The sequence below is a fragment of the Streptomyces sp. WY228 genome, assembly GCF_019287315.1.
GTDB lineage: Bacteria > Actinomycetota > Actinomycetes > Streptomycetales > Streptomycetaceae > Streptomyces > Streptomyces caviscabies.
This window is the reverse complement of the sequence record NZ_CP079114.1, coordinates 3,269,766-3,296,559: the sequence shown is the minus strand read 5'-3', so window position 1 is coordinate 3,296,559 and position 26,794 is coordinate 3,269,766. Positions and strand designations below refer to the sequence as shown.

Here is a 26,794-nt window from a genome sequence, read left to right as displayed (position 1 = left end):
GTCCGGCCCGGTCGAGGGGTGTGACGGTCGTTCGCCCCACATCCGGTGCCGCTCGTTCGCCGGTCAACTAACCTCGCCCTCATGCGGCGTGGGGGTCACGTGGGAAACAGCGAGCGCCTGGTGAACCGGACCGTCGAGCGGTACGGGGTGTGGCTCAGGTCAGCCGTGGTCCTTCTCTGCGGTGCGCTGGGCCTCGTCTGGGCGGGCGCGTCGGATGTACCCCGGGCGCTGGCGCTGCTGGCACCGGCCGTCCTCGCCTGCGGTGTACGTCTTCGGGCGCTGCGCCGTCCGCTTCCGCTCGCCCTGATCTGGACGCTGGACGCGGCGGTGGTCGCGCTGTTGGGGCTCGCGCAGCCCGTCCTCGGCGGTGAGGGCGCGAACGCGATGGTGGAGGTGGCCGTCGGCATCAGCGTCATCGCGTTCCAGTTCGAGTGGGCGACGCGTCCGGCGGCCGGGGCCGCCCTGGCGGTGGTGGGGGGCGTCGCCTGTGTGCTGGGTGACCTTCTCTCCTCGCCCGCGCACGGTCCCGACGTGGTGCCCCTGGTGCGCATGCTGATCCAGGTGGGCCTGTCGAGGGCGGGCTACCTCATCGTCCGGGCGCGGGCCAGGGCGGCCGACCGGTCGGCCGCGGTGAGGGCCGCCCTGCGCCGGGAGGCCGACATCGCCGCGGCGCGGCGGGCGACCGAGCGCGAGTACCTGGCGACCTTGCACGACACGGCCAGCGCGACCCTGCTGATGGTCTCCCAGGGCGACAGCCGGGACTGGGCGTGGCTTCCCCCACGTGCCCGGCAGGACCTGGAGGCGCTGTCCGCCATGCCCGGGTTCGAGACGGGGAGCGTCGACCTCGCGGCGCTCCTGAGCTGTGTGCCCGAGGGGGAGGGGCAGGCCAGGGTGCGGCTCACGACGCACATCGAAGGGCCGCTCGCGATTCCCTCCGGCCCGGGTCTCGCGATATTCAACGGCGTCCGCGAAGCCGTCACCAATGTGTCGCGCCACTCCGGGGTGCGGGAGGCGGAACTCCGAGCGTGGAGAGAGGAGAGCGACGGCGTCGTCGTTGTCGTCGTCGAACTGTCCGACGCGGGACGGGGCTTCGACCCTGACTCCGTCCCGATGCATCGCCGGGGCGTCTCCGGTTCCATCATCGGCAGGATGCGCGCGGTCGAAGGCACCGCCTCCATCACCTCGCGTCCGGGCGCCGGAACCCGCGTGCGGTGGCGCTGGCCCGACGGGGACCGGGAGCCACGCGCGGGGGACGGAGGGCGAGCCGCGGACGTACCGTGTCCGCCCCGCGCCCAGGCACAGCAGACGGCCGCGGTCCGCTTCATCCGCGGACAGCTTCTCTACGGGGCCCAGTTGGTCGCGCTGCTGATCTGCCTGGTGTGGCAGTTCACCATCTCGCTGCGCCGGCTCCTGGCCCACCAGGACGTCTACCACCCCGCGTGGGCACAGACCGCCGGCTTCGTCTGCCTCGTCGCCGTCGCGGTGACCGGCGGTGCCCATCTGCTGCGCGGCAGGCGGATCCCACCGGGGGTGCGCGGCTGGTGCCTGGGTGCGGTGCTGGCCGTCTCGGCGGTGAGCGCGTACACGCTTCCGCCGGGTCACGCGACGGGCCCGGCGGACTGGGCGTTCGGCGTGGTCGGCTGGCATGCGCTGTTCCTGCTGGCCGACCTGCGGGTCAGGGTGTACGCGGCGTTCCTCGGGGCGCACATAGGGATCAACGCGGCAGCCGTGGTCTGGCACGGGGCGCCGGCCGCGGCCGAGGCGGCCGTCCTCGGGATCGCCACGGTCGGCAGCTGCGGCCTCCAGCTCGCCATCGGTGTCCTGATGACGCATCTGCTGCGCGACACGGCTCCGGCGGCGGGGTCGGCGGCCGCGCGGGAGGAGGAACTGCGCACCCGGGAACGTATCCACGAGCACCTGCAGAGCGACCACAAGGAGCGCTACCGCGCGCTGACGGCGACGACCGTGCCGCTGCTGGTGGGCCTCGGCCACGGGGTGCTGAGCCCGTACGACGAGGAGGTCAGGCTGCGGTGCGGCGTGGAAGGCGCCCGTATGCGCCGCTTGTTCGCCGAAGGCGATGCCGTCGCCGACCCGCTGCTGAACGAGTTGCGCGCCTGCGTCGAGGTGGCCGAACACCAGGGGGTCAAGGTGAACCTGGCCGTGCGCGGCCGGCCGGGCGAGGTGCCGGTGGCGGTGCGCAGGGAGCTGATCGACCCGGTGGCGGTGACTCTGGGCCGTACCCGCTCGACCGCGCGCGTCACGGTCGTCTGGACCCCCGCCGCCGTCCGGGTGAGCGTCGTGGGCGTCGAATGCGCGGACGATCGCACCGAGGCTGCGGCCGTCCCGTCGCAGAACCGCGCCGCGGACCCGCGCGTGTCCGTGGTAAGAACCAGACGCGGTGAAAGTGTGTGGGCAGAAGCGAGTTGGAGCAGATCGGTGTCATCGGGAGTTGACCTGCCATGAGTAACGACGCACCGGTCAGCGTGGTCGTCATCGACGATCATCCCGCCATCCTCTCGGGCGTGCAGATGTGGTACAGCGCCTCACCACGGCCCATCACCGTGGTCGCGGCGGGAGCCTCCGTACGGGAGGCCTGGACCGCCCCGGGCAGTACGGCCGATGTGGTCGTCCTGGATCTGCAACTGGGCGAGACCGTCCCCGCCTTCAGCAGCCTCCGGAGACTCGTCGACGCCGGGCGGCAGGTGGTCGTCTACTCGATGCGGGACGACGAGAAGACCGCGCTCACCTGCCTGGACCTCGGAGCCGCGACGTTCCTGACCAAGAGCGAGGGCCAGGAGCACCTCGTCGAGGCGACGCTGGCGGCGGCCGACGAGCGGCCCTACATGCCGCCCGCGCTGGCCGGCGCGCTGGGCACGAACGCCCGCGCGGACCGCCCGCAGCTCTCCTCGCGCGAGGAGAACGTGCTGATCGAGTGGTTCCAGTCGGAGTCGAAGGAACTGGTCGCGCAGCGCCTCGGTATCTCCGTACGGACGGTCAACTCGTACCTGGACCGGGTGCGGATCAAGTACGCGAACGTCGGCCGCCCCGCCCGGACCAAGGCGAGCCTGGTGGCCCGGGCGGTCCAGGACGGCCTCGTCGACGTGGACGACCTCTGAGAGGTCGCGAGAGGCCGTCGTGAAACCCGGGTGACCCGGGGCAGCGGCCGCTTCTACGCTCGCCCCATGGACATGATGGACATGGGGGAGCAGGGCGAACATCTGCTGAACGTCGTCGATGTCGAGGCGACCTGCTGGGAGGGGCAGCCGCCGCCCGGCCAGGTAAGCGAGATCATCGAGATCGGTCTCACCGTCGTCGACCTGCGCGCGGGCGAACGGCTCGCCAAGCACCGGCTGTTGGTCCGGCCCGTGCGCTCGAAGGTCAGCCCGTTCTGCACGGAGCTGACCGGGCTGACGCAGGCGGAGGTGGACGGCGGCCTGCCGTTCGCCGAGGCCTGCCGGGTGCTGGCCGCCGAGTACCGTACGGGGCGGCTGCCCTGGGCCAGTTGGGGCGACTACGACCGTAACCAGTTCATCCGCCAGTGCCGGGCGACGGGTGCGGAGTACCCCTTCGGGCAGCGGCACACGAACGCCAAGATCGCCTTCACCGCCGCGTACGGGCTGCGCCGCCGGCCCGGTATGGCCCAGGCCCTGGAGGTGGCCGGCCTCCCGCTGGAGGGCCGCCACCACCGGGGCGACGACGACGCGTGGAACATCGCCGCCCTGGTGCTGGACCTGGCGGGGCGGGGGGAGTGGGCGGCGGGGTAGGGGGCTTGAGCGGCGTTCCGCCGGTCTTACGTCGCGGCAGGGTGCTGGTGGGCCTGGGGGGCGGGGCCGAACAGCTCGTCCAGGTGGTGGTGCAGGACGTCGGAGGCCGCCTCGCCGGTGCGCTGGCCGCCCAGCACGCTCGCGCCGAGGCCGTTGACCATGGCCAGCAGTCCGGCGGCCACCATGGCGGGATCCTTCCCGGGGTCCACCGCGCCGGCCCCCTGCGCCAGGCGGAGCTGTTCGGCGAGGAAGCCCTCCAGCAGGGCGGGTTGGGGGGTGGCGTGCTCCTCCAGTGAGCTGTCATCGAGGACGAGCGCGTAGTAGGCGGCGTAGATCCGGGTGATCTGACGGCTCTCCTCGTCGGTCGGCAGGATGCTGGAGAGGATGGCGGTGACCGTGGAGCGTGGTTGCGGCGGAGAGCCCGCGGCACGGACCCATCGGTCCATACGGGCCTGGAACCGGGTGCCGAGCCGGGCGAGGGCGTCCAGCACCAGGGCCTGCTTGGTCGTGAAGTAGTACTGCACCAGCCGGAGAGAGACGCCCGCCTCGGCGGCGACCGCCCGCATGCTCACCGACTGAAGCCCCTCGGCGGCGGCGATACGCAGCAGAGCCTCCGCGATCTGTTTTCTGCGTTCCTCGTGATCGACGCGCGCGGCGATGGTCCGACCTCCCGCTAGTGGTACACGTGTACCAAGTTGTGATACGTCTGTACCATGAGCATAGGCGAGTTCAGGAACGACAAGAGCCGTGAGCGTTTCCACGCCGTCTACGGACGCCTGCTCGGCCGGCTCTGGCCGGGCGCCGGAGACCCCCTCGACCTGCCGACGTCCTTCGGCACCACCCGCGTCCACCGTGCCGGACCGCCCTGCTCCGACCCGGTCGTCCTGCTGTCGGGCGCCAACGGCAACTCCCTGATGTGGCACCGGTACATCGAGCCGATCGCCCGCCGTCGTACGGTGATCGCCGTCGACACGGTCGGCGAGCCGGGCGCCAGTGTCCAGAGCGCGGCCCTGACCGGCGCCGAGGACGGTGCCCGCTGGCTGGAGGAGGTACTCGCCGGGCTGGAGGCCACCGCCGCCCATGTGGTCGGCTGCTCCTACGGCGGCTGGCTGGCGCTCGGCCATCAGGTGCACCGCCCGGGCCGCACGGCCGCCCTCACCTTGGTGGAACCCGCCGGATTCGAGGACCCGGGCCGCCGTTTCTACGCCTGGCTCATCGCCGGCGGTCTGGCGGGCATGGCGCCCCGCGTGCTGAGGCCCTGGCTCGCCCGCCGGGTCGGCAACAGCGCCATCCTGGAGACCGAGCTGATGGAACTGGGCCGGGTCTCCGTCGGCTTCCGGCGCGCCCTTCCACCGGCGCGGGTCTTCTCCGACGAGGAGTTGCGCCGGGTGCGGGTCCCCGCGCTCTTCCTGCTGGGGGAGCGGAGCACCCTGCACGACGCATGCCAGGTCGCCGAGCGGGTGCGGGCCCTCGTGCCCACCGCCGAGGCGGAGATCGTGCCCGGTGCGGGCCACGCCCTGCCGACCGACGATCCGGAGCTGGTGATCACCCGCATCCTGCGGGGCGCGGCAGCGTGACGACGTCCTCCCCGACGTGACGGCGTCTCCCCGACCCGGTGGGGCCCGAACCGGGGGCTGTGAAGCCGGAGCGGTCCGGGGTACAGCGCGGCGGATCACCCCGCGCGCGCCGCCGCCTCGTGGAAGCTGCGTACCGCCTGACCGGCCCGGTCCCGTAGAACGGCTTCCGTCTCCGGGTCCACGGCGCCGGTGGCCAAGTGGTCCGCCCACGCGCGCAGCGCCGTTTCGGCCCTCGCGCCCGCTGTGCCGATGCTCATCATGCAGGTGGCGTACAGATCCACGCGGTTCCGGTCGAGCGTGTCCAGCTGCTCCAGCATCCGCCGCCCCGCCCGGGCCGGCCGGTCCGCCGCCGCTTCCCCGGTCCGGAGGGCGGCGTCCGCGGCGGCCAGACACGGGGGGAGGATCTCGGGCCGCCAGTGGGAGCGCCACAGGTACTGCTCGAACTCGTCGTGCCGGAAGCGGTAGGCGTGACCGTCCACGCGCAGCAGGCCTCCCTCGTGCGCCCAGTCCAGGAAGCGGCCCAGCCGCAGCGGAAGACGGCCGCTCAGTGCGGCGCAGATGAGGAAGATCTTGTGGCGCTGTCCGGGCAGCGAGCCCCTGACGGTGGTGTAGGTCTCGGCCGACCGGTTCTGCAACAGCGGGATCCCCAGGAGCGCTCCGGCCGCCGTCGCCACCCACACGGTCGTGGGGACGTCGGGCAGCGGTGCCCGGGTGAGGTTCGCCGAGACGATGAACCCGAACATGCCACCGGAGCAGACACCGAGCATCGGCATGCCCACGGTCTTCATGTACAGGTCGAGCAGCCCGCCCGCCCTTCCGCCCATGCGGATACGGCTCGCCGGGTCGATGTCCGCCCGGTCGGACCACGCCAGGTGCGCCGAGAAGCCCGCGGCGACGACCACGGGAAAGCAGAGCGCGACTTCCAGGGGATCGCGCACGGCGACGACGGCCAGACCCGCCACCACCAGTGCGAAGAGGGTGTACAGCGAACCGTGCAGGGTCCGCACGAGACGACGGCCGCCCAGCGGCCACAACTGGTGCGGGGTCAGATCCGCCCGGAGGCCGGCGATCAGGCTCAGATACCGGGGCCCCGCGAACCTGTCGACGTCTCGGTGCGTCGACAGCAGGGTGAGCCATGCGGAGACCCGTTCGGCCGGGTAGCGGCCGGGGTCGTGCGGATGCTCCGCCACGACGGAGGGGGCGAAGAGCGACAGCAGGTACTCCTCGGCCTCGCTGCTCATGGCGTCCGCCGCTGGGGAGTCCTCCGCACTCCGCAGCCGTTCCTCCGGCGAGAACAGGCTCCACAGCCGCCCGGGCAGGCCGTGTTCGGCGGCGAAGTCCTCCGACTCCGCCCGGTAGCGCTCCCAGAGGACGTCGCGCCCCCACCGCGTCACCAGCTCCGACGGATCCCTGAGCCATCCCGCCCCGCCCTCGCCCCGCACATGGAACGCGTTCGCGGTCATGGTGAGCCGCCACGGGGTGCTCAGGGCGCGCGCCAGCGGCCCCCGGGGCGAGACCCGCATCTCGTCCAGCACGCCGTCCCAGCGCTCGGTGAGGCCGCTGTGGGACCACTCGCTGCGGCTCTTGAGGTAGTCGAGCGCCATGTCCGGCGGGACCGGCAGCAGTTCGGCGCGGCCCGCCCCGGCCAGCGGGGCCGGACCCTCGAACCGCTCGTAGACGTCGCTGCGGCAGGTGACGACCACATGGCGGAAGCAGTCCCGGTTCACCGCGAGATAGCGGAGCAACGCGGCTGCCCGGGGACGTGCTTCCGCCCCTGTGGGATCCAGCTCGTCCAGACCGTCGAGGACGAGGACCGCCTTGTCGGTCAGCGCCTCCTCGACCTGCGCGGAGGGCTGCCCGTACGTCTGGGCGGCCTGCTGGACGGCCCAGCGGCGGAACGCCAGATGGAAGCCCTCGCTCCGCGGATCCTCCCGGTCCGGTGGCCCGTCCCACGAGGAGAGGGAGAGCAGCACCGGCACCCCGTCGCCCGCCGCCTCGTCATGGCGCGCGGCCAGCGCCCGCGTCAGCTCCCTGGCCAGCAGGGACTTGCCCGTACCGGGGCCACCGGTCACCGCGAGCCGCCGTACGGGTCCGGGCAGCCCGAGGTAGCGGTCGACGACGGTCCGCCACTCCTCGGAGCCCGCGGCGTCGGGGCTGCCGTCCGGGGCCGCCGTAAAGCGGAAGCGCACCGGCAGGAAGGCGCTGCCCGGGCCCAGGATGTTGCGGTACTGCTGGTCCTCGTGCCCCTCGACCGCGCGGACCAGGGCCCGGACCGCGCCCTCCCGGCGGCTCTGCCGGTGCTCCCAGAAGGGCAGGAGCAGCCCGGCGACGCCGATCACCGCCCCCACCACGCCGACCAGGGCGCCGAAGGGGTCCACGTCGCCGGTCGGCCGGGAGCGGAGGATGACGACGGCTCCCGCGCCCACCATCAGCACGCCGAGGACGGCCGCTGCCCGACGCCAGAAGGAACCCGGCCGCGGCCGCCGCCCCATACGTCACTCCTCCGTGGTCGAACGTGAATGGTGGACCGTGAGCCGTGAGCCGTGAGCCGTGAGCCGTGAGCCGTGAGCCGTGAGCCGCGGACCGCGTAACCCGAACCCGTCCGGGCCCGGCGCCCGCGCGTACCGGCTCCGGGCTCAGCTCAGCCGCCCGCGCGCAGCACCTCCGCCACGACCGGGCCCGCCGCGTCGCCGCCGTGGCCGCCGGACTGGACGACCGCCGCCGCCGCGAGGTCGTTGCTGAAGCCGGTGAACCAGCTGTTCGAGGTGTCCTGACCGCCGACCTCCGCCGAACCGGTCTTCGCGCCCTTGTCGCCGCCGACCGAGCCCATGGCCTTCGCGCCGGTGCCCCAGGCCGCCGTGGCGCGCATCATCGTGTTCAGCTGCTGGACGACGGAAGAGGACAGCGAGCGCGAGGCCGTCGCCAACTCCCGGTCGTCCAGGGACTGCGGGACGATGATCGGCTGCCGGAAGGTGCCCGTGTGGGCGGTCGCGGTGATGGACGCCATGTTGAGGACGTTCATCTGGACCGTGCCCTGCCCGATGTACTGGGCGGCCGCCTCGCCGCCCACCTCCTCCGGCACGCTGCCGTCCGTGGTGACCACGCCGGTCTTCCAGTCCAGACCGATCCCGAAGACGTCCTTGGCGATCTTCGGGAGAGCGGCGTCGTCCTTCGTGTCGTCGATGAGCTTGATGAAGGCGGTGTTGCAGGACTGGGCGAAGCTCTGGGTGAAGGTGGAGCCGTCCGGCAGATCGAAGTGGTCCAGGTTGTGGAAGGAACGCGTTTGGTACATCACGTCCTTGGGGCACTCCGCCGCCCCGTTCGCCGTGACCAGGCCCTTCTCCAGCAGCATCGCCGCCGTCATGATCTTCAGCGTCGAGCCGGGCGCCTGCTTGCCCTGGAGCGCCACGTTGAACTCGGTCACCGGGTTGTTGGCCACCGCGCGGATCGCCCCCGTGGACGGCTTCACCGCGACCACCGACGCCTGCGCGAACTTCTTCACCGCCCGCTCGGCCGCCGCCTGCGCGCCCGCGTCCAGCGTCGTCTGCACCTTGCCGGGCTTGCCCTTGGACAGGGTCACCAGGTTGACGTCCGGCTGGGACTCGTCGGCGGGCTCGATCCAGGTCTCGATGCCGGCCGAACCGCCCGACGTCTCACCGTACTTCTGGCGCAGAGTGTCCAGGATCGGCCCCAGCGAGGGGTACTTCTCCTTGGTCAGCACCGTCCCGTTGCGGTCGACGGCCTCGATCGCCGGCGTCGAGGACTCACCCGTCTTCAGCGTCGCGCCCTCCGTCAACTGCGGGTGTACGACGGTCGGTTCCCAGTCGACGAGTGCCTTGCCCGTCGTGAGGCCGCGGACGACGGTCAACTCCGAGGCGTAGGAGATGGGTTTCGACTTCCCCTCGTACGCGACAGTTGCCTTGACCGTGTACGGCACCTTCGTGCCGGTCGCCGGGCCCGGGGTGATCTGCACCTTGCCGATGTGGGCGTCCTCGCCGTACGAGGCGAGCACCGGCTCCGCGCCCGACTCGTTGTTGGTCAGGAGCGCCGCCGCCGACGCGTCCCCGGCCGCCCACGCGTCGAAGAAGCCCTTCGACGTCTCGGCTATCTCCTCCGCGCTCGGCGGCCCCGTCTTCACCTTCGACGACTCGGACGCGCTCTGCGTACCGCCCCCGCCGTCGCCCGTGTCACCGAGCATGCTGTACGCCCCGTAGCCGATCCCGCCGGCCACCAGGACGAACGCTCCGCCGATCACGGCGACCTTCGCTCCACTGCGCATCTCGCAGTCCCCCTCCCCAGGAGAGCCCCTTGAACATGTTCAAGGGGCAACTGTGAGGAACCCTAAAGGGCTGTGGCGGATGGTGAGGGCGTTGTTACCGGACCGGAATGCTTGGCCGGAAAGCGCTCTCCGCAGTGTCGCGGAGGACCGTCGTGGGCAGACTGGCGGGGAAACACACGGGGGAGCGAGCGTCGGGGGGCGTGCGGCATGGGCGGCGGCGTGGGCATACGCGGGTGCGCGGCGGTGGACCGGTGACGGCGTATCACATCAAGCATCTGCCGCCCGAGATCCTGCCCGACGGCGGTTCCGTCACCTGGTCCGTGGCCGGAAACGGCACGGTCTCCCGGCTGTCCGGCGGGGTCGCCCGCTGGCCGGCGGCCGAGGCCGAACGGTGGCGGAAGGCAGGGGTCCCGGCCGTGCTCGCCCCGGTCCTGGGCGGCTGGATCCTGGCTGCCCTGGTGGTGGCGGCGTACATCCTCCTGTTCGGGATCGGGGCCGAGCCGGGGGCCGGTTCGGTGGTCCGGGGCGACGGGGACGGAACGGACTGGTCGCGGTATCCGGGCGTGGTCCTGCTGACCGCGCTGCCCTTCTGGTACCGGTACGTTCCGGTCGCGGCCGTTCCGGCGGCGCTGTACGTGGCCGTGGAGATGGCCGTGGAGGCGGGCCTGTCGACGGCTTCGACCGGAGCCTCCGGCGGCGTGGCGACGGCCGGGCGGCTGGTCGTCCTCACCGCCTGCGCCATGACGCTCACGGGAAGCTGTCTGCGGCTGTTCGCCCGCCGTCGGCAGCGGGCCCTGGCCCTCGCCTCGGCCGGAAAGCGTCGCTTCCCGCTGCCCGAGCGCGTCCCGGAATCGGACGGCTACCGAGGCCACGCCCAGGTGTACCTCGGGCTGGCTCTCTGCGTCGTCGCCGCGGGCATCCTGACCGACGGCCTGGTCGAGGACCTGACCTCGGGCGGCATCGCGTACGACGCCGTCGGGCAGCAGCGCATCGGCCTGGTGCTCCTCGTGGCCGGGACGACCTTCGGCGGCTGGGGCCAGCTCGCCCACCTGGCGGCGCGACGGCTGTACGAGAAGGAGCAGCCGGCCCTGATCGTGGGCGTGCGCGCCGGGGCGGACGGACGCCACTGGATCTGCGCGGACGCCCGCACCCGCACGGCGCGGCCGCTGGTCGCGTACGTCCCCCGCAACCGCGACACCCGGCACATGACACGGCTGCTGGGCAGCGGTTCGGCGTACGGGGTGGGGAACGGGCACCACGACATCGACCCGAGGCACGAGCCGTTCGAAGCGGTGCTGTACGGAACCCTCGCGGAGGGCGACGAGGTCGTCCTCGAATACGCCTGCGCCGAATATCACCGCCATCAGGACACGGGCCGGATGTCCGCGACGGTGACCACCGCCCCGCTCCGCCCGGGCCGGCGCCACGGGCTGAGCTCAGGGGAACCGACGGACGGCCCCACCCGGCAGCGCGAGCGGCTCCGCGAGGCCCAGGAAGAGGCGGAACGCCGGCGGGCGGCGGACGAGCGGGCGAGACGCGAGGCGGAGGAGCGCCGCAGGAACCCGCCGCGGTCTTCGTCCGGCCGGTCGAGCGGCAGCGGCAGGAGCGACAGCCACTCCAGCAGTTGCGGTGGCGGCTGCGGATCGAGCTGCGGCGGCTGCGGGGGCGACTGAGCCCGGTCACCGTCGGCGCGGTAGCGAGGCCCCCCGGCTACTGCGCCCAGTCGAAGACGCCCGACTCCAGGTCGAGCTGCGCGTTGCCACCGCCGAAGTTGACCCCGCCGACGCCGTCCTCCAGCTCGAAGACGTACGGCGTCAGCCCCTCCGGCAGCCCCTGGCAGGGCATCACCGTTCCGCCGAGGTGCGAGACGCCGTGGACGGACGACCAGAACGCTTCGAGCTCCTCGTCGTCCGAGGACCAGGCCTCCACATAGCCGCCCTCGCCGTCCTCCGCCGGGGCGATGCCGGTGTTCGGGTCGCCGGTGCGCTCGCCGATCCACACCGTGCTCTCGGGGGCGCTGTCGTCCCAGGCGTTCTGGCCGCGGCTGTACCTGTCGCCGAGCCCGTCCGGCCGGATGTCCGCCGGGGGATCGATGCGCGGGGCGGCGAACTCCTCGGCGGTGAGCCGGACGAGGGCGTACGCGCCGCCGATGAGGTCCTCCAGCTCCTGCTGGAGCGGGTGGCGTGCGGCCGCCGCCGCGATCACCTCGGCGAGGAACGGATCGGCACCCTGCTCCGGGGTGGGCTCGGCGCCCGCCAGCAGCTCGTCGACGCCCTCGATGTCATCGGCGACGTGGTCGTCGGCCTGGAAGAGGGAGACGGCCACCAGGTCCGCGCCCTTGCGCCGGTAGTCCTCCGGCAGTTCGAGGGTGATGACATGGATCATCGGCAGCCCGGTGACCGGACTGCGGGGCCAGGCGGCCGTCCCGATACCGGGCGCCCGACCACCGCACCACCCGGCGACGCGGGCCCCGGGCAGACCGATCTCGGCGCCACCGCCGGGCCGGACCGACAACGCGTCCGCGGATTCCCCGAACCCCAGGTCGTACGCCTTCACCGTGTACCCCGTTCCTCCCGTTCGACTGCGACGGCGCTCAACCTACGCGAGGCCTCTGACACCGGTGCACAGGAACTGCCCATCCTGGACTCCGATCTCGCCGCGTCCACGCGGTACGGCGCACGAGAGGCGCGCTGTTCCCCGCCCCTGTCCGGGAAACAGCACGCCTCAGGTCAGAGACATCCGCGATGAATGTTCCCGAAGACGCCCCCTGGTTCCGCCGTCGAACCTTCCCCCTGGAGTTCCGACGGCGAAGGAAAACCATTCCGGCTCATCGAGAGCCGACTCCTCGGTTTTCTGCCGCGAACGAGTGTTAAAGAGCTGTCACTCTCCTCTCCGGGTGAAAGGCGCCGATCCTGTCCCGCGAAAGGGACATCGGTCGCCATAATCCGGCCAATGCCACACCGGCGAAAAGGAATTGAGCGGTCGGCTCGCCGCCGAACGCGGCAGGGACGAGAGCGGCGCCCAGGACGCCTCCCGCGACCAGCGAGGGAGTGAGAGCGGCCTGTGCGCGCGTGCGTGCCGCGGAAGGGGGGCTCTGCTCCGTGGAGCGGCGATCGTCGTCCCCCTCGTCCTCGTCCAGCTGGTCCTCAACACGGTCGAGGAGTGCTTCCCAGCCGACGGGATCGATTCCCCCATGCCGTCGGCGGGCCGCCGCCCGGCTGTTCTCCGCTGCGGAGCGGAGCAGTTCGAAAGTTTCGTGCATTCGTGTGCTCCTCCAAATGGGTGCTGTACGGGCGCAGTCGGGGTTGCAGCCCTCTTTCCGCGCCGTTCCTTCGGACTACGGGTCGCTAGGACCCAACCTGGACCCACGGGAGAGGGCGTCAGCCCACGGCCTCCCGTGGGTCCGAGAAGTGGCACTAGCTCGTCACGTCCCCCAGCACCTCGTCGTGGACGGTGGCCCTGTGGGGCTCCAGCGCCTCGCCCACCTTCTTGAGGCGACGGCCCACGGTGTGGCGGTCGATGCCGAGAGTCCTGGCGATCTCGCCCTGGGTGAGGCCCTCGATGATCGCCAGGTGGCCGACCGGGTAGAGCTTCTCGGGGAGGTTGTCCCGGAGGAACGTGCCGATCGACTTGAGCCGGTCGTCGCGGACGTGTTCGCCTTCGTCGGGTTCCACCGCCACCTCGTCCGGGATGGCGCCCATCGGCGAGGAGAGGTTGCGGTCGTTGGCCCGCGCGGCATCGGCGATGACGTTCCGCATCACCTTGCGGGCGAAGGCCCGGCCGCCGTCCTGCCGGTCCAGCACGAAGTCGGGGTTCGTCCAGGCGCGGATCAACTGGAGGGCCGCGTTCTGGACGAGGTCGTCCATCAGGTACTCCATGCGCGCCTGACGCGTCATGTTCTCCAGGAACGGCTTCAGGCGGGTCAGCTCGTCGACCTGCTGGGCCGTCAGCCGGCGGCGCGGCTTCGGCTCCGGTAACTCGCGGGCCCGGGGTACGGAGCCCTGCGGCGTGCTCGACAGGTGGTGCGGGTCCGCCGGCCCTCGAATGTCGGGGGCATTGTGCATGGGACCAGTCCTTCCCGTATATCGGTCAACTCGGCTTGGCGAGGCGTCGGTTCGTGCCTCTCGTGTAGGTGTGCCGTTCAGGGCGGGCGGTGTGGTGCGTTCGGGGTGAGAAAAATACGCCGGACGGGCCCGGTGGCCGGGTCAGCCGAGGATCTGGTGGAGGAACAGCGCGACCCCGACGCCCACCAGAAGTGCGGCTCCGAGGAGCGGATTGAGGAAGGCCACACAGGTGACCAGCCCGGCGATGATCAGAATCAACAGGACGCGGTGGAGCTTCTGCACGGGGTCCATGCGCGTTTCTCCCGAGTGAGGGTGAGGATGAGGATGCAGGCGAGGGGGCGGCCTGTACCGGGCGGTCGGCCGGAGGGCCCGCATCGGATGCCGGTACACAGGAAGAAGCCGCCCCGGGGCGACCGGAGGGCGCGCCGCCTTCTGTCGCGCTCATCACACGTGAGGGAGGGCCCGGCGCATGCGCCGGACCCTCCCTCACATTCCCGTCACCCCTGTTTCGCCTACACCCAGGTATCCAGCCACATCCGGTCCCGCCACAAGTCCTCCGGGATCGACGTCCCCGTGTACAGCGGCCAGAAGTAGATGAAGTTCCAGATGATCAGGAGCACCAGCACGCCCACCGCGATCGCGCCCAGCGTGCGGCGGCGTTCGCCGGTGGGGTCGTGGGTGGTGAGGCCCAGTTCGGCGCGGGTGCCCGTGTCCGTCGCCGGGCCCACGATCGCGCCCAGCATCATCGTCACGGCCAGGCAGAGGAACGGGACGAAGACCACCGCGTAGAAGAGGAAGATCGTGCGCTCCTGGTAGAAGAACCAGGGCAGCCAGCCCGCCACCACGCCGCAGGCGATCGCGCCCGCCCGCCAGTCGCGGCGGAAGAACCAGCGCCACACCATGTACGCGAGGGCGAAGCACGCCAGCCACCACAGCAGCGGGGTGCCGATGGCCAGGACCTCGGCGGCGCACTTGCCCGTCGACGACTCCTTGCAGCCCGTCTGCTCCTCGTAGAAGTACGAGACGGGGCGGCCGAGGACGAGCCAGCTCCACGGGTTCGACTCGTAGGTGTGGCCCGAGGTCAGGCCGACGTGGAAGTCGTACACCTGGTTCTCGTAGTGCCACAGGCTGCGCAGCCAGTCCGGCAGCCAGTTCCAGGAGGAGTTCTTGCCCTCGGTGGCCGCCCAGTTGCGGTAGTAGCCCTTGTCCGTGACGATCCAGCCGGTCCAGGACACGAGGTACGTGACGATCGCCACCGGCACCGTGGAGAAGAAGGCGGGGATCAGGTCGCGGCGCAGCACCGCCTGGTACGGGTGGACAGCCCCTGCCGTACGCCGCGCCCCTACGTCCCACAACACCGTCATCAGGCCGAACGCGGCCAGGACGTAGAGGCCGTTCCACTTCGTGGCGAAGGCCAGGCCCAGCATCACGCCCGCTGCCAGCCGCCACGGCCGCCACCCCAGGCGCAGGGTCTCCGCGATCCGGGCGTCCGGGCGCAGCACCCCCTCGTCGTCCATCGGCAGCGCGTCGGAGAGTCTGCGCCGGGCGTGATCACGGTCCACGACCAGGCAGCCGAACGCGGCCAGCACGAAGAACATGACGATCAGGTCGAGCAGCGCGGTCCGGCTCATCACGAAGTGCAGCCCGTCCACCGCGAGCAGCAGGCCCGCCAGGCAGCCCAGGAACGTCGAGCGGAAGAGGCGCCGGCCGATCCGGCAGAGAAGGAGGACGGAGAGCGTGCCGAGCACCGCCACCATGAACCGCCAGCCGAAGGGCGTGAAGCCGATCAGCTGCTCGCCGAAGCCGATGATCCACTTGCCGACCGGCGGATGCACCACATAGCCCGGGTCGGTCGGGATCGGGACGGAGGACGGGTCGTTCAGGATCTGCTTGTCGACGTCCTTGGGCCAGGACCCCTCGTACCCCTGGTTGACCAGCGCCCACGCGTCCTTCGCGTAGTACGTCTCGTCGAATATCACCGCGTGCGGCTGGTCCAGCTTCCAGAAGCGCAGCAGGCCCGCGACCAGGGTGACCAGGAGGGGGCCGCCCCAGCCGGACCAGCGCACCAGGAGGTCCGCCACGTGCGGCGGGATCGCGAGCACCGACCACATCTGCCGTCCCGGCCGGGTGTACGGCGGGTCCAGCCGGTCGCGGAGAGAGGTCTCCGGGCGCGGAACATGGCCGAAGCGGCGCAGCCGCCGTTGCCAGGAGGTCGGCTGTTCGCCGAGCGGGTCCCCGGCGTCTTGGCCCCGCTGGGTCTCGGATGCGGTACTCGTCACCGCGCCATCGTAGGGAACGCATCTGTGCGAAGGGTGCTGCCCGTGCTGCGAGGATGGCTGATGTGACTGGAACGACTGGAACGCTCGTGCTCGCAGGAACCCCCATCGGTGACGTGGCGGACGCCCCGCCGCGCCTCGCCGCCGAACTGGAGCGGGCCGACGTCGTCGCCGCCGAGGACACCCGGCGGCTGCGCCGGCTCACCCAGGCGCTCGGCATCCACACCTCGGGGCGTGTCGTCTCCTACTTCGAGGGGAACGAGTCCGCCCGGACACCCGAGCTGGTCGAGGCGCTGAGCGGTGGCGCCCGGGTGCTTCTTGTCACCGATGCCGGGATGCCCTCCGTCTCCGACCCCGGCTATCGGCTTGTCGCCGCCGCTGTGGAGAAGGACATTCGCGTCACCGCCGTGCCGGGGCCCAGCGCCGTGCTCACCGCCCTTGCCCTCTCCGGGCTGCCCGTCGACCGGTTCTGCTTCGAGGGGTTTCTGCCGCGCAAGGGCGGTGAACGGCTCTCCAAGCTCCGTGAGGTCGAGGACGAGCGGCGCACCATGGTCTTCTTCGAGGCCCCGCACCGGCTCGACGACACCCTCGCCGCCATGGCCGAGGTCTTCGGCGCCGAGCGCCGCGCCGCCGTGTGCCGCGAACTGACCAAGACGTACGAGGAGGTCAAGCGCGGTCCGCTCGGCGAGCTGGCCGTGTGGGCGGAGGACGGGGTGCGCGGCGAGATCACCGTCGTGGTGGAGGGGGCGGCGGATGCCGGTCCCGGGGACCTCGACGCCGAGGAACTCGTGCGGCGCGTGCGGGTGCGCGAGGAGGCGGGGGAGCGGCGCAAGGAGGCCATCGCCGCCGTCGCCGCCGCTGCCGGGCTGCCGAAGCGGGAGGTGTTCGACGCGGTGGTGGCCGCCAAGAACGCGGAGAAGGCCCCGCCGAAGCCGTAGCCCTAGCCGAAGCTTCCTAGCCGAAGCCGAAGAGGTGTACCGCCCGCTCCTACGGTGTTTCCGTCAGCAGTCCGTACGCCGTCGCCACGAACGTGTCACCCCGGTGCACCCGCCGCGTCGCCGTCGCCGCCACCGCCAGACCCGTGTCCGGGCGGAAGCCCAGGAACGCCTGCTGGCCGAGTGTCGCCCCGGCGTGGAAGAGGACCGGGCCGTACGGCGACGGGTGGCGGAACCACGTGAGCGTGTGGGTGTGCGCGTGCCGCCAGCCGCGCCGCAGCACCGGACGCCGGACCTCCGCCAGCGGCCCGGCCAGCGCGGGGTCCGCCAGTGCGGGGTCCCCCGGCCCGGGCCCGTCCGCATGCGTCCCCGGGCCCACGTGCGCCTCCAGGAACGTCAGCAGGTCCAGCGGGGTCGCCCGGACCGCGCCCGCCGCCGTGAAGCCGCCGGTGTCCAGCGCGGGCACGGGCGTGCCGTCGCGGCGGTGGCCCACCGCCTCCGTGCTCTCCGGGCCCGGGCGCACGCGGGTCGCCGCCAGGCCGAGCGGGGCCAGCACCTGCTGGTGCAGCAGGACCTCCCACGGCGTGCCCGTGGCCGCCGCCAGGGTGTGGCCGAGGACCGAGACGGCGAAGTTCGAGTAGCGCCAGCGGGTGCCGGGGCGGTGGCGCGGTCGGGCCCGCAGGAAGGCCCGGACCACCCGGTCGGCCGGGTAGCCGCCGTACGGGTCGGTCGACCAGCGGGGCACCGCCTGCGGGTAGAAGTCCGCGGGCAGGCCCGGCAGCCCCGAGGTGTGGGTGAGTAGATGGCGCAGGGTGATCCGGCGCACCGCCGGGTGCACCGGGAAGCCCGGGGCCAGCAGATCCGCCGCCCGGTCCTCGTACCGCACCCGGCCCTGCGCCACCAGCCGGGCCAGCAGCAGCCCCGCGTACGGCTTCGACGCCGAGCCCAGCTCGTACGCCATCAGCTCGCGCGCGACCGGGCCCGGCTCGGCGCTGCCTCCGGTGTGGACGGTGCGCACGCCGTCGCGGCTCACCGCGAGCACCAGGTCCGGCGCGTCGACGGCCCGCGCCGCCTCGGCCAGCAGGCGGGCGGTGGCCGGGGAGCCGGGGGCGGTCGCGGGGGCCGCCGTCACCTCGGTCATGCCGGGGCCGGGGCGGCGGAGAGGTCGGACAGGGCGCGGGACATCGCCAGCGCCGAGGCGAACGCGGCGACCAGCGTCGGGTGGTAGACGAGGTCGAACACCGACTCCGCGTCGCCCTCCGGCATCCCGCCCACCACCGGCATCGCCCCGTCCGGCTGCTGGGCCTGCGCGAAGCCCTGCCAGGCCGCCGGGTCCAGCGTCGGTTCGGGCAGACAGGCGTCGACCACCAGCAGCTCACCCAGCAGGTCCCAGCGCTTCAGGTCCAGCCAGTCGTCCAGCCAGACCGGCAGCCAGAGGGCCAGGTACTCCGCGATGTCGGCCGGCAGCCCGGCCGGCTTCTCGCCCCAGTCGGTGAGGTGGAACACCGTGTGCGTGATGTCGTAGCCGATATGGCCCTCGGCCGTCCACGGTTCGGGCCGCCGTGCCAGCCAGGTGTGCGCCAGTGCCGCCGTCTCCGGAAGGCTCGGCTCCACCCCGAACCGCCGCTCGATCGCGCTCAGCCCGAGCCGCCGCACCGGCAGCACCTCCAGCGCCGCCCAGCTGGCGAGCCGGTGGTTGAGGCGGATCGCGGACTCCAGGTCCGGCTGCCGGTAGCCCAGCTCCCGGAACGGTACGTAGACCTCCAGCGGCACCGGCGAGAGCGGTTCGCGCCGCTGGCCCTCCAGCAGCCGGGCCCCGGAGTCCAGCAGCTCGTGCCAGGCGTGGTCCAGCAGCTTGTGGGCGAGCGAGGACTGCTGCGATCCGGCCACGCCCTCGCGGAAGATGACCTTCCCGATCAGCGCCAGCTCGCCCAGCGGCTTGAACCGGTCCAGCATTCCCGCCTCCGGCGACGGATCGGCCTCCAGCCGGAACCCCTCCCGGTGTTCGTACAGCCAGCCCAGGGCCTTCGCCCCGACGTCGTGGATCTGCTGGATGCCGCTGCTCATGCGGTGTGCCTTTCCCGGCCGGGCGCGGACCCGTCCGTCTGCCCCGGCGACCGCAGCGACCTCAGGGACAGGGCCGCGGCGAAGGCCGTGACGAGCGTGGAGTGGTAGCAGTCGATGAAGGGGTACGGGTCCGGCGCGGCTGTGTCCTGCGCCGGTGGGCCGGTCTCGGGGACGCAGCCGGTCGGGTGCTGTACGTCCGCGAGCACCGGCCACACCGCGTCCAGCAGCGGTTCCGGGGCCGGGCCCGGCAGCGAGGCCGCCACCGCCAGCAGTTCGCCCGTCAGGTCCCACTGGCCGCTCTCCAGACAGCCGTCCGCCCACGCGGGCAGCCAGGTCCGCAGATAGCCGTCGATCTTCTCCGGCACCCGGTCCGGCATCCGGCCCCAGTCCGTGAGGTGGAACACCGTGTGGGTCAGCGCGTAGCCGGACGGGCCCTCGAACATCCACGGCTCCGACAGACCGCCGAGCCAGGTCCGGGACAGGACCGCGCCCGCGTCGGTGTGGGTCACCACGCCGACCCGCCGCTCCGAGTTGACCAGGCCCAGCTGCCGGTTGGCGTGCTGCTCGGTGTGGGCCCAGGCGCGGGTCGCGGTCAGCGGGCGGGCCAGCGCCTCGAACCCCTCGTGGCGCAGCCCGTACCCGGCGAAGGCGGCGTAGATCTCGTACGGGTACGCGGCGAACGGCTCGGCGCGCAGCAGCTCCAGGAGGAGGTCGCCCGCCGCCACCTGCTCCCAGGCGTACGCGACCAGGTCGCCGGCCCGTTCGTGCTCCGGGGTGCCGGGGGCGGTGGTGCGGCGGATCGTGGAGCCGAGCTGGGCCAGCTCGCCGAGCGGTTTGAGCGTGGCGTTGACCTGGGTGTGGGGTTCCAGGACATCGCCGGGGAGCGCGAAGTCCGCCCGGTGCGCGTCGGTCCAGGCGAGGGCGGCGCGCAGGACGTCGGGGAGGACGGCGAGCGCGGCGCCGGGGGTCCGGGCCCGGTCCGGGCGGCTCTCCGGCCCCGGGCGGTCCTGGGTGGCGGTCGTCGTCACCGTGCCCTCGCCTCGGCCATCAGCCGGGCGGCCCGGATGTGCAGGGTGACCCGGGGGTCGTGGCCGCCCATCAGCTCGACGAAGTCGAGGCCGCGCTCCAGGCCCAGCGTCGCCGGTTCGCCGCCGATCGCCGCCAGCCAGCGGCCCGCGCCCGCCGCCTGGAGCCAGTCGCGCCGCCGGACCGCACGGACGAAGCCGCGGGCCAGGTCGACGGCCCGGTTCGCCGCGGCCCGCTGCACGGCCGAGGGGGCGGCCGGGACGGCGAGCGGCGCGAGCACCGAGAGCTGGTGGGTGAACGCCTGCCAGGGGGCCTGCTCCAGCCAGGAGGCGTCGGGCTCCGCGTACGTCGTTCCGGGTCCGGAACGGGGCGCGTCGGGACCGGCCGCTCCCGACGGGGGCGGCGCCATCCGCTGGAGCGTGGAGATCATGTGCCAGTGGCTCCAGGCCGTGGCCGCCGGGGCATCGGGCTTGGGCGGGAATTCCCGCACCGCCCGGTCGAGTACGGCGATATCACCCGGATGCGGATGACGTCCGTAAAGAACACTGGGCAGCAGCAGGTCGGCCCCGATGACCCGTGCCGCGGCGATTCCGGTCCGATTCTCCTCGTCGATTCCCGCCGCGCCGCACACCGTGGCGAGGTGGTCCCCGCTCCGAAGAGCGAGGACCACCTCTGTTGCCAGGTCATGCACGGCACCCGCTAGCGGGGACGACGCATGTGTCTGGTCCATGTTCCGACGTTCAGCCCTTCTTCGGGCGGGGGGTCGGGGGCGAAAGCAGCAGGGCGCCGCCGCCTGCGAGAAGCGCGAGGTAGGCGCACTCGCGGGAGTCGCGGTACAGACCTTCGACCTCGCCGGGGTTGAGAGCGGCGTCGAGGTCGAGCTCGATGTCGGTGGCAGTGGTGTCCGTGGTGAACATGGGTTGTTCCCCGTCCTGTGGGAAATGGGGTGGACGTAATGAGTGAAAAGGAGGAATGCGGGCGTCGCAAATCGGGGGCGGGCATCCGGGTAAATCACGCATTCAATTGAATGATGAATTCATGGGGTGCGGGCGGGGTGAAAGCCCGGGAATTCCGGGAAGGAGGAGGGTGTGGGCGGGGGTGGTGCGCGGGCGCGTTCACGGTCGGCGCCGGGCGCGCTCGGGGGCGCTCGGTGGCCCGGCGGTCACGCGCTGTCCTGCCGTGGGCCTGTCCCGCGCCATGCGGCGGCAAAGGGCGGCAAAAGGAGGCCAAGAACGCATCAACAATGGCTCTGAGCTGGTGCGTCCGTCCGGGTGCAGGTGTCCACTGGAAGGGACGGGCCACCTGTTCGAACCCCTCGGGCGGGCCGCCCGTCCCCGGAGCGCTTGACCGGCGGCCAGGAGGAACAGGCATGAGCGAGATCGCAGCTACCACTGTCCACGAGGCGTATGCCTTCGCCTGCATGAAGTGCGGGTACGGCTGGGAGCAGTCCTACGAGATAGAGCACCACGTCGACGTCGACGGGCACGCGTTCGTCGTCTACACGGCGGACGGTGAGCGCGTGCCGTCCCCGCTCTCCACGCCGACCTGCACCAACTGTGGTGGACACGTGGTGCGCATCATGCGGGCCGGGCGGGTCGCCGGCGTCCAGGAACTGCTGCGGAAGCAGCAGACGCCGCACACCGCGGAGGCCGTCGCGAAGGACCGTACGGTGTCGACCGCCGCGGACCCGGACCGCCACTGGCGGCTGTCCGACCTGCTGCACCCCTTCCAGCGCAGGTGAACCTCCTCCGGTGCGCCGGAGGCCGACGTCGTACGGGCGCGGGGCCCTCGTAGAGTCGTCGGCATGAGCCGTACCGAAGCCCCGCCGCTGCCCGAGCCCCTGCGGGTGCCGGTCGCCGACTCCCACACCCACCTGGACATGCAGGACGCCACCGTCGAGGAGGCCCTCGCCCGGGCCGCCGCGGTGAACGTGACGACCGTCGTCCAGGTGGGCTGCGACGTGGCCGGCTCCCGCTGGGCCGCCGACACCGCCGCCGCCCACCCCGCCGTCCACGCCTCGGTCGCCCTGCACCCCAATGAGGCCCCGCGCATCGTCCACGGCGATCCGGACGGCACCGCGCGGCAGGGGGCGCGGGAGCCCGGCGGCAAGGCGGCCCTGGACGAGGCGCTGGCGGAGATCGACGCGCTGGCCGCCCTCGACCACGTGCGCGGGGTCGGCGAGACGGGCCTGGACTTCTTCCGTACGGGCCCCGAGGGCATCGCGGCCCAGGAGGAGTCCTTCCGGGCCCACATCGAGATCGCCAAGCGGCACGGCAAGGCCCTGGTCATCCACGACCGGGACGCGCACGCGGACGTGCTGCGGGTGCTGGCGGACGCGGGCGCACCCGAGCGGACCGTGTTCCACTGCTACTCCGGCGACGCCGAGATGGCCCGGATCTGCGCGCGGGCCGGGTACTTCATGTCCTTCGCGGGCAATGTGACCTTCAAGAACGCCCAGCCGCTGCGGGACGCGCTGGCCGTCGCCCCGGCCGAGCTGATCCTCGTCGAGACGGACGCCCCGTTCCTCACCCCCGCCCCCTACCGCGGACGGCCCAACGCGCCCTACCTCATTCCGGTCACGCTCCGCGCCATGGCCGAGGTGAAGGGCCTGGACGAAGACGTGCTGGCCGCCGCGATCTACGACAACACCGCGCGGGCGTTCGACTTCTGACCCCGATCGGGCCCTGTTTCCGACCCCGATCGGGCCTGTTTCCGACCCCGGTCGAGCACGGTGCGTAGCCGTGTCGCTTTGGAGAGTCACCGGGGCTCCGCTATCGTCCCCGCGCACGACGGGGTGGCGGTGAGCGGGTCTCCGGCAGTGGGCTGATCTTCGGGAGCGGCGTGAGTATTTCGCAGGACAGCGGCGTGCGTACGGCGTGGGACGGGCGCTTCGGCGCGTTCCACGAGCAGCTGACCCTGGCCGACGGGGTGGGGACGGCGGGCCCCGCCCACGCCCCGCCCGCCGCTCACGCCCACGCCCCGACGGTCGTCGACACTCCGCTCGCCGGGCCGCCGCCCGTGGTGCCCCGGCAGGGCCCCACCCGTGCCGACGCCCGACGGGCCGCCAAGCGCCGCCGCAGGCTCGTCGCAGGCCCCGAGAACCTCAAACGCCTCGTACCGAAGGCCCTCGTCGTCGCGTTCCTGGCCGGCGGCACCACCGCGTTCGTCGCCCAGGACAAGGCGGTCCGGCTGGAGGTCGACGGCACGCCCCGCACCCTGCACACCTTCGCCGACGACGTCACCGAGCTCCTGGCGGAGGAGGGCGTCGCCGTCGGCCCGCACGACGTCGTCGCGCCGGGCGCAGGCGCCGCCCTCGACCACGGCGACGAGGTCGTCGTCCGCCACGGGCGGCCCGTCACCCTCACCCTCGACGGCGTCCGCCGCCAGGTCTGGACGACCGCCGACACCGTGGCCGGGGCGCTGCGCGAATTCGGCATCCGCGCCGAGGGGGCGCACCTGTCCGCCGCCCGCTCCGCACGGATCGCCCGCACCGGCCTGACCCTCACCGTCCGCACCGAACGCACCGTGACCTTCATGGCCGACGGCCAGGAACGCACCCTGCGCACCAACGCCGCCACCGTCCGCGATGCCCTCGCCCAGGCGGGCATCACCCTGCACGGCCACGACACCACCTCCGTCGACCCCGGGCGCTTCCCGCGCGACGGCCAGACGATCTCCGTCATGCGGATCACCGACACCCACGAGGTGCGCGAGGAGACCGTCCCGTACGCCGTCGAGCGCAGCGAGGATCCCGCCCTGTTCCGGGGCACCGAGGTCGTCGAGCGGGCGGGCCGCAACGGCGTGCGCCGGGTCACGTACGCGGTACGGACCGTCAACGGCGTCCGGCAGAAGCCGCGCAGGGCCGCCGAGGAACTGGTCCACCGGCCGGTCAGCCGCGTCGTGCGCACCGGCATCCGGCAGCGGCCCGACTCCGTCGCCGGGGCGGACGGGCTGAACTGGTCCGCGCTCGCCGCCTGCGAGTCCGGCGGGCGGCCCGGCGCGGTCGACCCGAGCGGCACGTACGGCGGGCTGTACCAGTTCGACACCGGGACCTGGCAGTCGCTCGGCGGCAGCGGCCGGCCCCAGGACGCACCCGCCGCCGAGCAGACGTACCGGGCGAAGAAGCTGTACGTGCAGCGGGGGGCGAGTCCGTGGCCCCACTGCGGCCGTAGGCTTACCGGGTGAGCAGCACAGAGCCCGACGCCCTCCTGGGGCCCGCAGACATCCGCGACCTGGCCGCGAAGCTGGGCGTACGCCCCACGAAGCAGCGCGGTCAGAACTTCGTCATCGACGCCAACACCGTCCGCCGGATCGTGCGCACGGCCGAGGTCCGCCCGGACGACACCGTCGTCGAGGTCGGCCCCGGGCTCGGCTCGCTGACCCTGGCGCTGCTGGAGGCGGCGGACCGGGTGATCGCGGTGGAGATCGACGACGTGCTCGCCGCCGCCCTGCCGGCCACGGTGAACGCCCGGATGCCGGAGCGCGCCGACCGCTTCGCACTGGTGCACTCCGACGCGATGCTGGTCACCGAGCTGCCCGGCCCGGCTCCGACCGCGCTCGTCGCGAACCTCCCGTACAACGTGGCCGTGCCCGTCCTGCTCACCATGCTGGAGCGCTTCCCCAGCATCGAGCGGACCCTCGTCATGGTCCAGGCCGAGGTCGCCGACCGGCTCGCCGCCCGCCCGGGCAACAAGGTCTACGGCGTGCCGTCGGTGAAGGCCAACTGGTACGCGGACGTCAAGCGCGCCGGGTCCATCGGCCGCACCGTCTTCTGGCCCGCCCCGAACGTCGACTCCGGCCTCGTCTCGCTCGTCCGGCGCACCGAGCCCATCGCCACCACCGCGAGCCGCGCCGAGGTCTTCGCGGTCGTGGACGCGGCCTTCGCCCAGCGCCGCAAGACGCTGCGCGCCGCGCTGTCCGGCTGGGCCGGCTCCGCACCCGCCGCCGAGGCCGCGCTCGTCGCCGCCGGGATCTCGCCGCAGGCGCGCGGCGAGGCGCTGACGGTGGAGGAGTTCGCGGCCATCGCGGAGCACAAGCCGGAGGTGTCGTCCCTGTGAGCAAGATCCGTACGGGCGTCACCGTCCGCGTCCCCGCCAAGGTCAACGTCCAGCTCGCCGTGGGCGCCGCCCGCCCCGACGGCTTCCACGACCTGGCCAACGTCTTCCTCGCCGTCGGCCTGTACGACGAGGTCACCGCCACCCCCGCCGACGAGCTGCGCATCACCTGCTCGGGCCCGGACGCCGCCCAGGTCCCGCTGGACGCCTCCAACCTCGCCGCCCGCGCCGCCCTCGCGCTGGCCGGGCGGTACGGCATCGACCCCGCCGTCCACCTCCACATCGCCAAGGACATCCCGGTCGCGGGCGGCATGGCCGGCGGCAGCGCCGACGGGGCGGCCGCCCTGGTCGCCTGCGACGCCCTGTGGGGTACGGGCGCGAGCCGCGACGAACTCCTCGCGATCTGCGCCGAGCTGGGCAGCGATGTGCCGTTCAGCCTGGTCGGCGGGGCGGCGCTCGGCACCGGGCGCGGCGAGAACCTGACCCCGATCGAGGTCGGCGGGACCTTCCACTGGGTCTTCGCCGTGGCGGACGGCGGCCTCTCCACGCCCGCCGTCTACGGCGAGTTCGACCGCCTCACGGCGGAGACGGACGTCCCCGAACCCACCGCGTCGCCCGCCCTGCTGGCCGCCCTGCGCTCCGGCGACTCCGGCGCACTCGCGGGCGCCCTGAGCAACGACCTCCAGCCCGCCGCGCTCTCCCTGCGCCCCTCCCTCGCCGACACCCTGGCCGCGGGCACGGAGGCGGGCGCCCTGGCCGCGCTGGTCTCCGGGTCCGGGCCGACGACGGCGTTCCTGGTGGAGGACGAGGCGGCGGCCCGCAAGGTGGCCGACGCGCTGATGGCCTCCGGAACGTGCCGCGAGGCGCGCGTGGCGGTGTCGCCGGCGCCGGGGGCCACGGTGGCCGGGTGACTCACTGCCAGCGGTACGGCGTGATGCTGGGGTCGTAGGAACAGGTGACCATCGTCCGGTTGGTGGCCATCAGGGTGCGGCCGCGGTCGGCCTTCGCACAGAACTGGCCGTCGACGACGGGGTGGCCGTTGGAGGTGCACGCGAACCCCGGCTTGCCGTCGGAGCAGGTGATCATCGAGCCGCCCGCGGGCTTCGGCGCGGCCTTCGTGGGGGCCGGTGCGGGCGCCCGGGTGGCGGCGGGCTCCGGCTTCGGGGCGGCGGTCCTGGGCGGGACGTAGGCCGGGTCGTTCTTCTGGTGCAGATAGCCGTGGAAGCTGGTCGTGCAGTCGCTGAAGTCCTGCGCGAGCCGGACGGTGACCGTGGCGTCGGCGGTGAGCCGGGTGCCGCGCCCGGGGCTGGTGTCGCAGATGTACCAGCCGTCGTACTTCTGCGGGAGGGTGACGTCCTTGTGCTGGGCGGCGGCCTTCAGACGCGCGGTGGATATGTCCTGGCGGTCGAACTCCGCCCGCGCCTCCGCGTAGGTCCGGCTGTGCAGCGCGGGCACGACCTGATCGGGTGCGACGGTCGCGGTGGGCGTGGGGGAGGGCGTGGCCGTGGGGGTGGCCGAAGCGGTCGGCGTGGCGGCGGACGGGGCCGCCGGGGCGCTGTCGTCGGTCGGGGAGCTGTCCTCGCACCCTGTCAGGGCGAGCACGCCGAGCAGGACGACAGGGGCGAAGTGGCGAGAAAACCGCACGGTGTCGGTACTCCGGTTCTCGGGAACGGCGGGCGTCCCGGCAGATCGCCGAAGGGCCGCCGGCGTGCCCGCCCAAGAGCGGATTTTGTGCTTGTTTTACTCGTCAAC

Annotated in this window: 24 protein-coding genes; 11 read left to right on the top strand and 13 right to left on the bottom strand. The window is 72.8% G+C overall.

Translation table 11 applies throughout. From position 1 onward, the window contains the following. The first annotated feature begins 99 nt into the window (after positions 1 to 99). The 3 genes from KV381_RS14235 (at position 100) to KV381_RS14225 (ending at position 3,764) form a co-directional block, all read left to right on the top strand. Positions 100 to 2,463, top strand: a complete 2,364-nt coding sequence (locus tag KV381_RS14235) for an ATP-binding protein (RefSeq protein ID WP_256995064.1) — start codon at positions 100 to 102, stop codon at positions 2,461 to 2,463. Further along, on the top strand, positions 2,460 to 3,116 hold the full coding sequence (locus KV381_RS14230) for a response regulator transcription factor (protein WP_030089224.1): 657 nt from the start codon (positions 2,460 to 2,462) through the stop codon (positions 3,114 to 3,116). The genes KV381_RS14235 and KV381_RS14230 overlap by 4 nt, the downstream gene beginning before the upstream one ends. A gap of 75 nt (positions 3,117 to 3,191) precedes the next feature. After that, positions 3,192 to 3,764 carry a 3'-5' exonuclease gene (locus tag KV381_RS14225; protein ID WP_218787218.1) on the top strand — a complete coding sequence of 191 codons (573 nt, stop codon included), beginning with the start codon at positions 3,192 to 3,194 and terminating at the stop codon, positions 3,762 to 3,764. A gap of 26 nt (positions 3,765 to 3,790) precedes the next feature. On the opposite strand, the gene KV381_RS14220 is transcribed toward KV381_RS14225, so the two are convergent. Continuing rightward, complete coding sequence (locus tag KV381_RS14220; RefSeq protein WP_218787219.1) at positions 3,791 to 4,423, bottom strand: TetR/AcrR family transcriptional regulator; 633 nt, start codon at positions 4,421 to 4,423, stop codon at positions 3,791 to 3,793. Positions 4,424 to 4,477: 54 nt separating this feature from the next. On the opposite strand from KV381_RS14220, the gene KV381_RS14215 reads away from it, so the two are divergent. Further along, the gene (locus KV381_RS14215; protein ID WP_218785329.1) at positions 4,478 to 5,341 is read left to right on the top strand and encodes an alpha/beta fold hydrolase; all 864 of its coding nucleotides are present in this window, start codon (positions 4,478 to 4,480) and stop codon (positions 5,339 to 5,341) included. A 95-nt stretch (positions 5,342 to 5,436) separates the two neighbouring features. Here KV381_RS14215 and KV381_RS14210 read toward each other — a convergent pair whose 3' ends face one another. Together KV381_RS14210 and KV381_RS14205 are read right to left on the bottom strand one after the other, a co-directional pair. Further along, entirely contained in the window at positions 5,437 to 7,833 is a 2,397-nt protein-coding gene (locus tag KV381_RS14210; RefSeq protein WP_218785328.1) for an NACHT domain-containing NTPase, read from the bottom strand. A 149-nt stretch (positions 7,834 to 7,982) separates the two neighbouring features. Then, the gene (locus KV381_RS14205) at positions 7,983 to 9,620 is read right to left on the bottom strand and encodes a penicillin-binding transpeptidase domain-containing protein (protein ID WP_193463099.1); all 1,638 of its coding nucleotides are present in this window, start codon (positions 9,618 to 9,620) and stop codon (positions 7,983 to 7,985) included. A 251-nt stretch (positions 9,621 to 9,871) separates the two neighbouring features. On the opposite strand from KV381_RS14205, the gene KV381_RS14200 reads away from it, so the two are divergent. Then, positions 9,872 to 11,293, top strand: coding sequence for a hypothetical protein (locus KV381_RS14200; protein WP_218785327.1), 1,422 nt, complete (start codon positions 9,872 to 9,874; stop codon positions 11,291 to 11,293). A gap of 37 nt (positions 11,294 to 11,330) precedes the next feature. Here KV381_RS14200 and KV381_RS14195 read toward each other — a convergent pair whose 3' ends face one another. The 4 genes from KV381_RS14195 to KV381_RS14180 form a co-directional block, all read right to left on the bottom strand. Next, positions 11,331 to 12,176, bottom strand: a complete 846-nt coding sequence (locus KV381_RS14195) for a hypothetical protein (RefSeq protein ID WP_103537499.1) — start codon at positions 12,174 to 12,176, stop codon at positions 11,331 to 11,333. Positions 12,177 to 13,036: 860 nt separating this feature from the next. Further along, positions 13,037 to 13,684 carry a sigma-70 family RNA polymerase sigma factor gene (locus tag KV381_RS14190; RefSeq protein WP_218785326.1) on the bottom strand — a complete coding sequence of 216 codons (648 nt, stop codon included), beginning with the start codon at positions 13,682 to 13,684 and terminating at the stop codon, positions 13,037 to 13,039. A 141-nt stretch (positions 13,685 to 13,825) separates the two neighbouring features. Beyond that, positions 13,826 to 13,975: a hypothetical protein gene (locus KV381_RS14185; protein WP_158688326.1), complete on the bottom strand. Its 150-nt coding sequence runs from the start codon at positions 13,973 to 13,975 to the stop codon at positions 13,826 to 13,828. A 221-nt stretch (positions 13,976 to 14,196) separates the two neighbouring features. Beyond that, positions 14,197 to 15,963, bottom strand: a complete 1,767-nt coding sequence (locus tag KV381_RS14180) for a dolichyl-phosphate-mannose--protein mannosyltransferase (RefSeq protein ID WP_218785325.1) — start codon at positions 15,961 to 15,963, stop codon at positions 14,197 to 14,199. 53 nt (positions 15,964 to 16,016) lie between these two features. Here KV381_RS14180 and rsmI point away from each other — a divergent pair, with 53 nt between their 5' ends. Then, on the top strand, positions 16,017 to 16,898 hold the full coding sequence (gene rsmI / locus KV381_RS14175; protein WP_199786685.1) for a 16S rRNA (cytidine(1402)-2'-O)-methyltransferase: 882 nt from the start codon (positions 16,017 to 16,019) through the stop codon (positions 16,896 to 16,898). 49 nt (positions 16,899 to 16,947) lie between these two features. Here the strand turns inward: rsmI and KV381_RS14170 are convergent, their stop codons facing one another. The 5 genes from KV381_RS14170 to KV381_RS14150 are packed head-to-tail and all read right to left on the bottom strand — an operon-like array spanning position 16,948 to position 20,905. Continuing rightward, a complete protein-coding gene (locus KV381_RS14170; RefSeq protein WP_218785324.1) occupies positions 16,948 to 18,036 on the bottom strand; it encodes a serine hydrolase in 1,089 nt (362 codons plus the stop codon). Beyond that, entirely contained in the window at positions 18,033 to 18,962 is a 930-nt protein-coding gene (locus KV381_RS14165) for a hypothetical protein (RefSeq protein WP_030633199.1), read from the bottom strand. Before KV381_RS14165 ends, KV381_RS14170 begins: the two co-directional genes overlap by 4 nt. Beyond that, on the bottom strand, positions 18,959 to 19,990 hold the full coding sequence (locus KV381_RS14160; RefSeq protein ID WP_218785323.1) for a hypothetical protein: 1,032 nt from the start codon (positions 19,988 to 19,990) through the stop codon (positions 18,959 to 18,961). The genes KV381_RS14165 and KV381_RS14160 overlap by 4 nt, the downstream gene beginning before the upstream one ends. Beyond that, positions 19,987 to 20,718, bottom strand: a complete 732-nt coding sequence (locus KV381_RS14155; RefSeq protein WP_098023827.1) for a hypothetical protein — start codon at positions 20,716 to 20,718, stop codon at positions 19,987 to 19,989. The genes KV381_RS14160 and KV381_RS14155 overlap by 4 nt, the downstream gene beginning before the upstream one ends. 10 nt (positions 20,719 to 20,728) lie before the next feature. Beyond that, the gene (locus tag KV381_RS14150) at positions 20,729 to 20,905 is read right to left on the bottom strand and encodes a hypothetical protein (RefSeq protein ID WP_007455151.1); all 177 of its coding nucleotides are present in this window, start codon (positions 20,903 to 20,905) and stop codon (positions 20,729 to 20,731) included. 452 nt (positions 20,906 to 21,357) lie between these two features. On the opposite strand from KV381_RS14150, the gene KV381_RS14145 reads away from it, so the two are divergent. The 5 genes from KV381_RS14145 to KV381_RS14125 all read left to right on the top strand — a co-directional run bounded on the left by KV381_RS14145 (position 21,358) and on the right by KV381_RS14125 (position 25,953). After that, positions 21,358 to 21,729: a hypothetical protein gene (locus KV381_RS14145; protein WP_030086337.1), complete on the top strand. Its 372-nt coding sequence runs from the start codon at positions 21,358 to 21,360 to the stop codon at positions 21,727 to 21,729. A 63-nt stretch (positions 21,730 to 21,792) separates the two neighbouring features. Next, positions 21,793 to 22,659 carry a TatD family hydrolase gene (locus KV381_RS14140; RefSeq protein ID WP_086779801.1) on the top strand — a complete coding sequence of 289 codons (867 nt, stop codon included), beginning with the start codon at positions 21,793 to 21,795 and terminating at the stop codon, positions 22,657 to 22,659. A 170-nt stretch (positions 22,660 to 22,829) separates the two neighbouring features. Next, a complete protein-coding gene (locus KV381_RS14135) occupies positions 22,830 to 24,173 on the top strand; it encodes a resuscitation-promoting factor (protein WP_306438216.1) in 1,344 nt (447 codons plus the stop codon). Continuing rightward, positions 24,170 to 25,045 (top strand): 16S rRNA (adenine(1518)-N(6)/adenine(1519)-N(6))-dimethyltransferase RsmA, encoded by an 876-nt coding sequence (rsmA, locus tag KV381_RS14130; protein ID WP_086779802.1) that lies wholly within the window; start codon positions 24,170 to 24,172, stop codon positions 25,043 to 25,045. Before KV381_RS14135 ends, rsmA begins: the two co-directional genes overlap by 4 nt. 5 nt (positions 25,046 to 25,050) lie before the next feature. Next, positions 25,051 to 25,953: a 4-(cytidine 5'-diphospho)-2-C-methyl-D-erythritol kinase gene (locus tag KV381_RS14125; RefSeq protein WP_193463214.1), complete on the top strand. Its 903-nt coding sequence runs from the start codon at positions 25,051 to 25,053 to the stop codon at positions 25,951 to 25,953. Position 25,954: 1 nt separating this feature from the next. On the opposite strand, the gene KV381_RS14120 is transcribed toward KV381_RS14125, so the two are convergent. Further along, positions 25,955 to 26,686 carry a hypothetical protein gene (locus KV381_RS14120; RefSeq protein ID WP_193463092.1) on the bottom strand — a complete coding sequence of 244 codons (732 nt, stop codon included), beginning with the start codon at positions 26,684 to 26,686 and terminating at the stop codon, positions 25,955 to 25,957. Between the last annotated feature and the right edge of the window lie 108 nt (positions 26,687 to 26,794).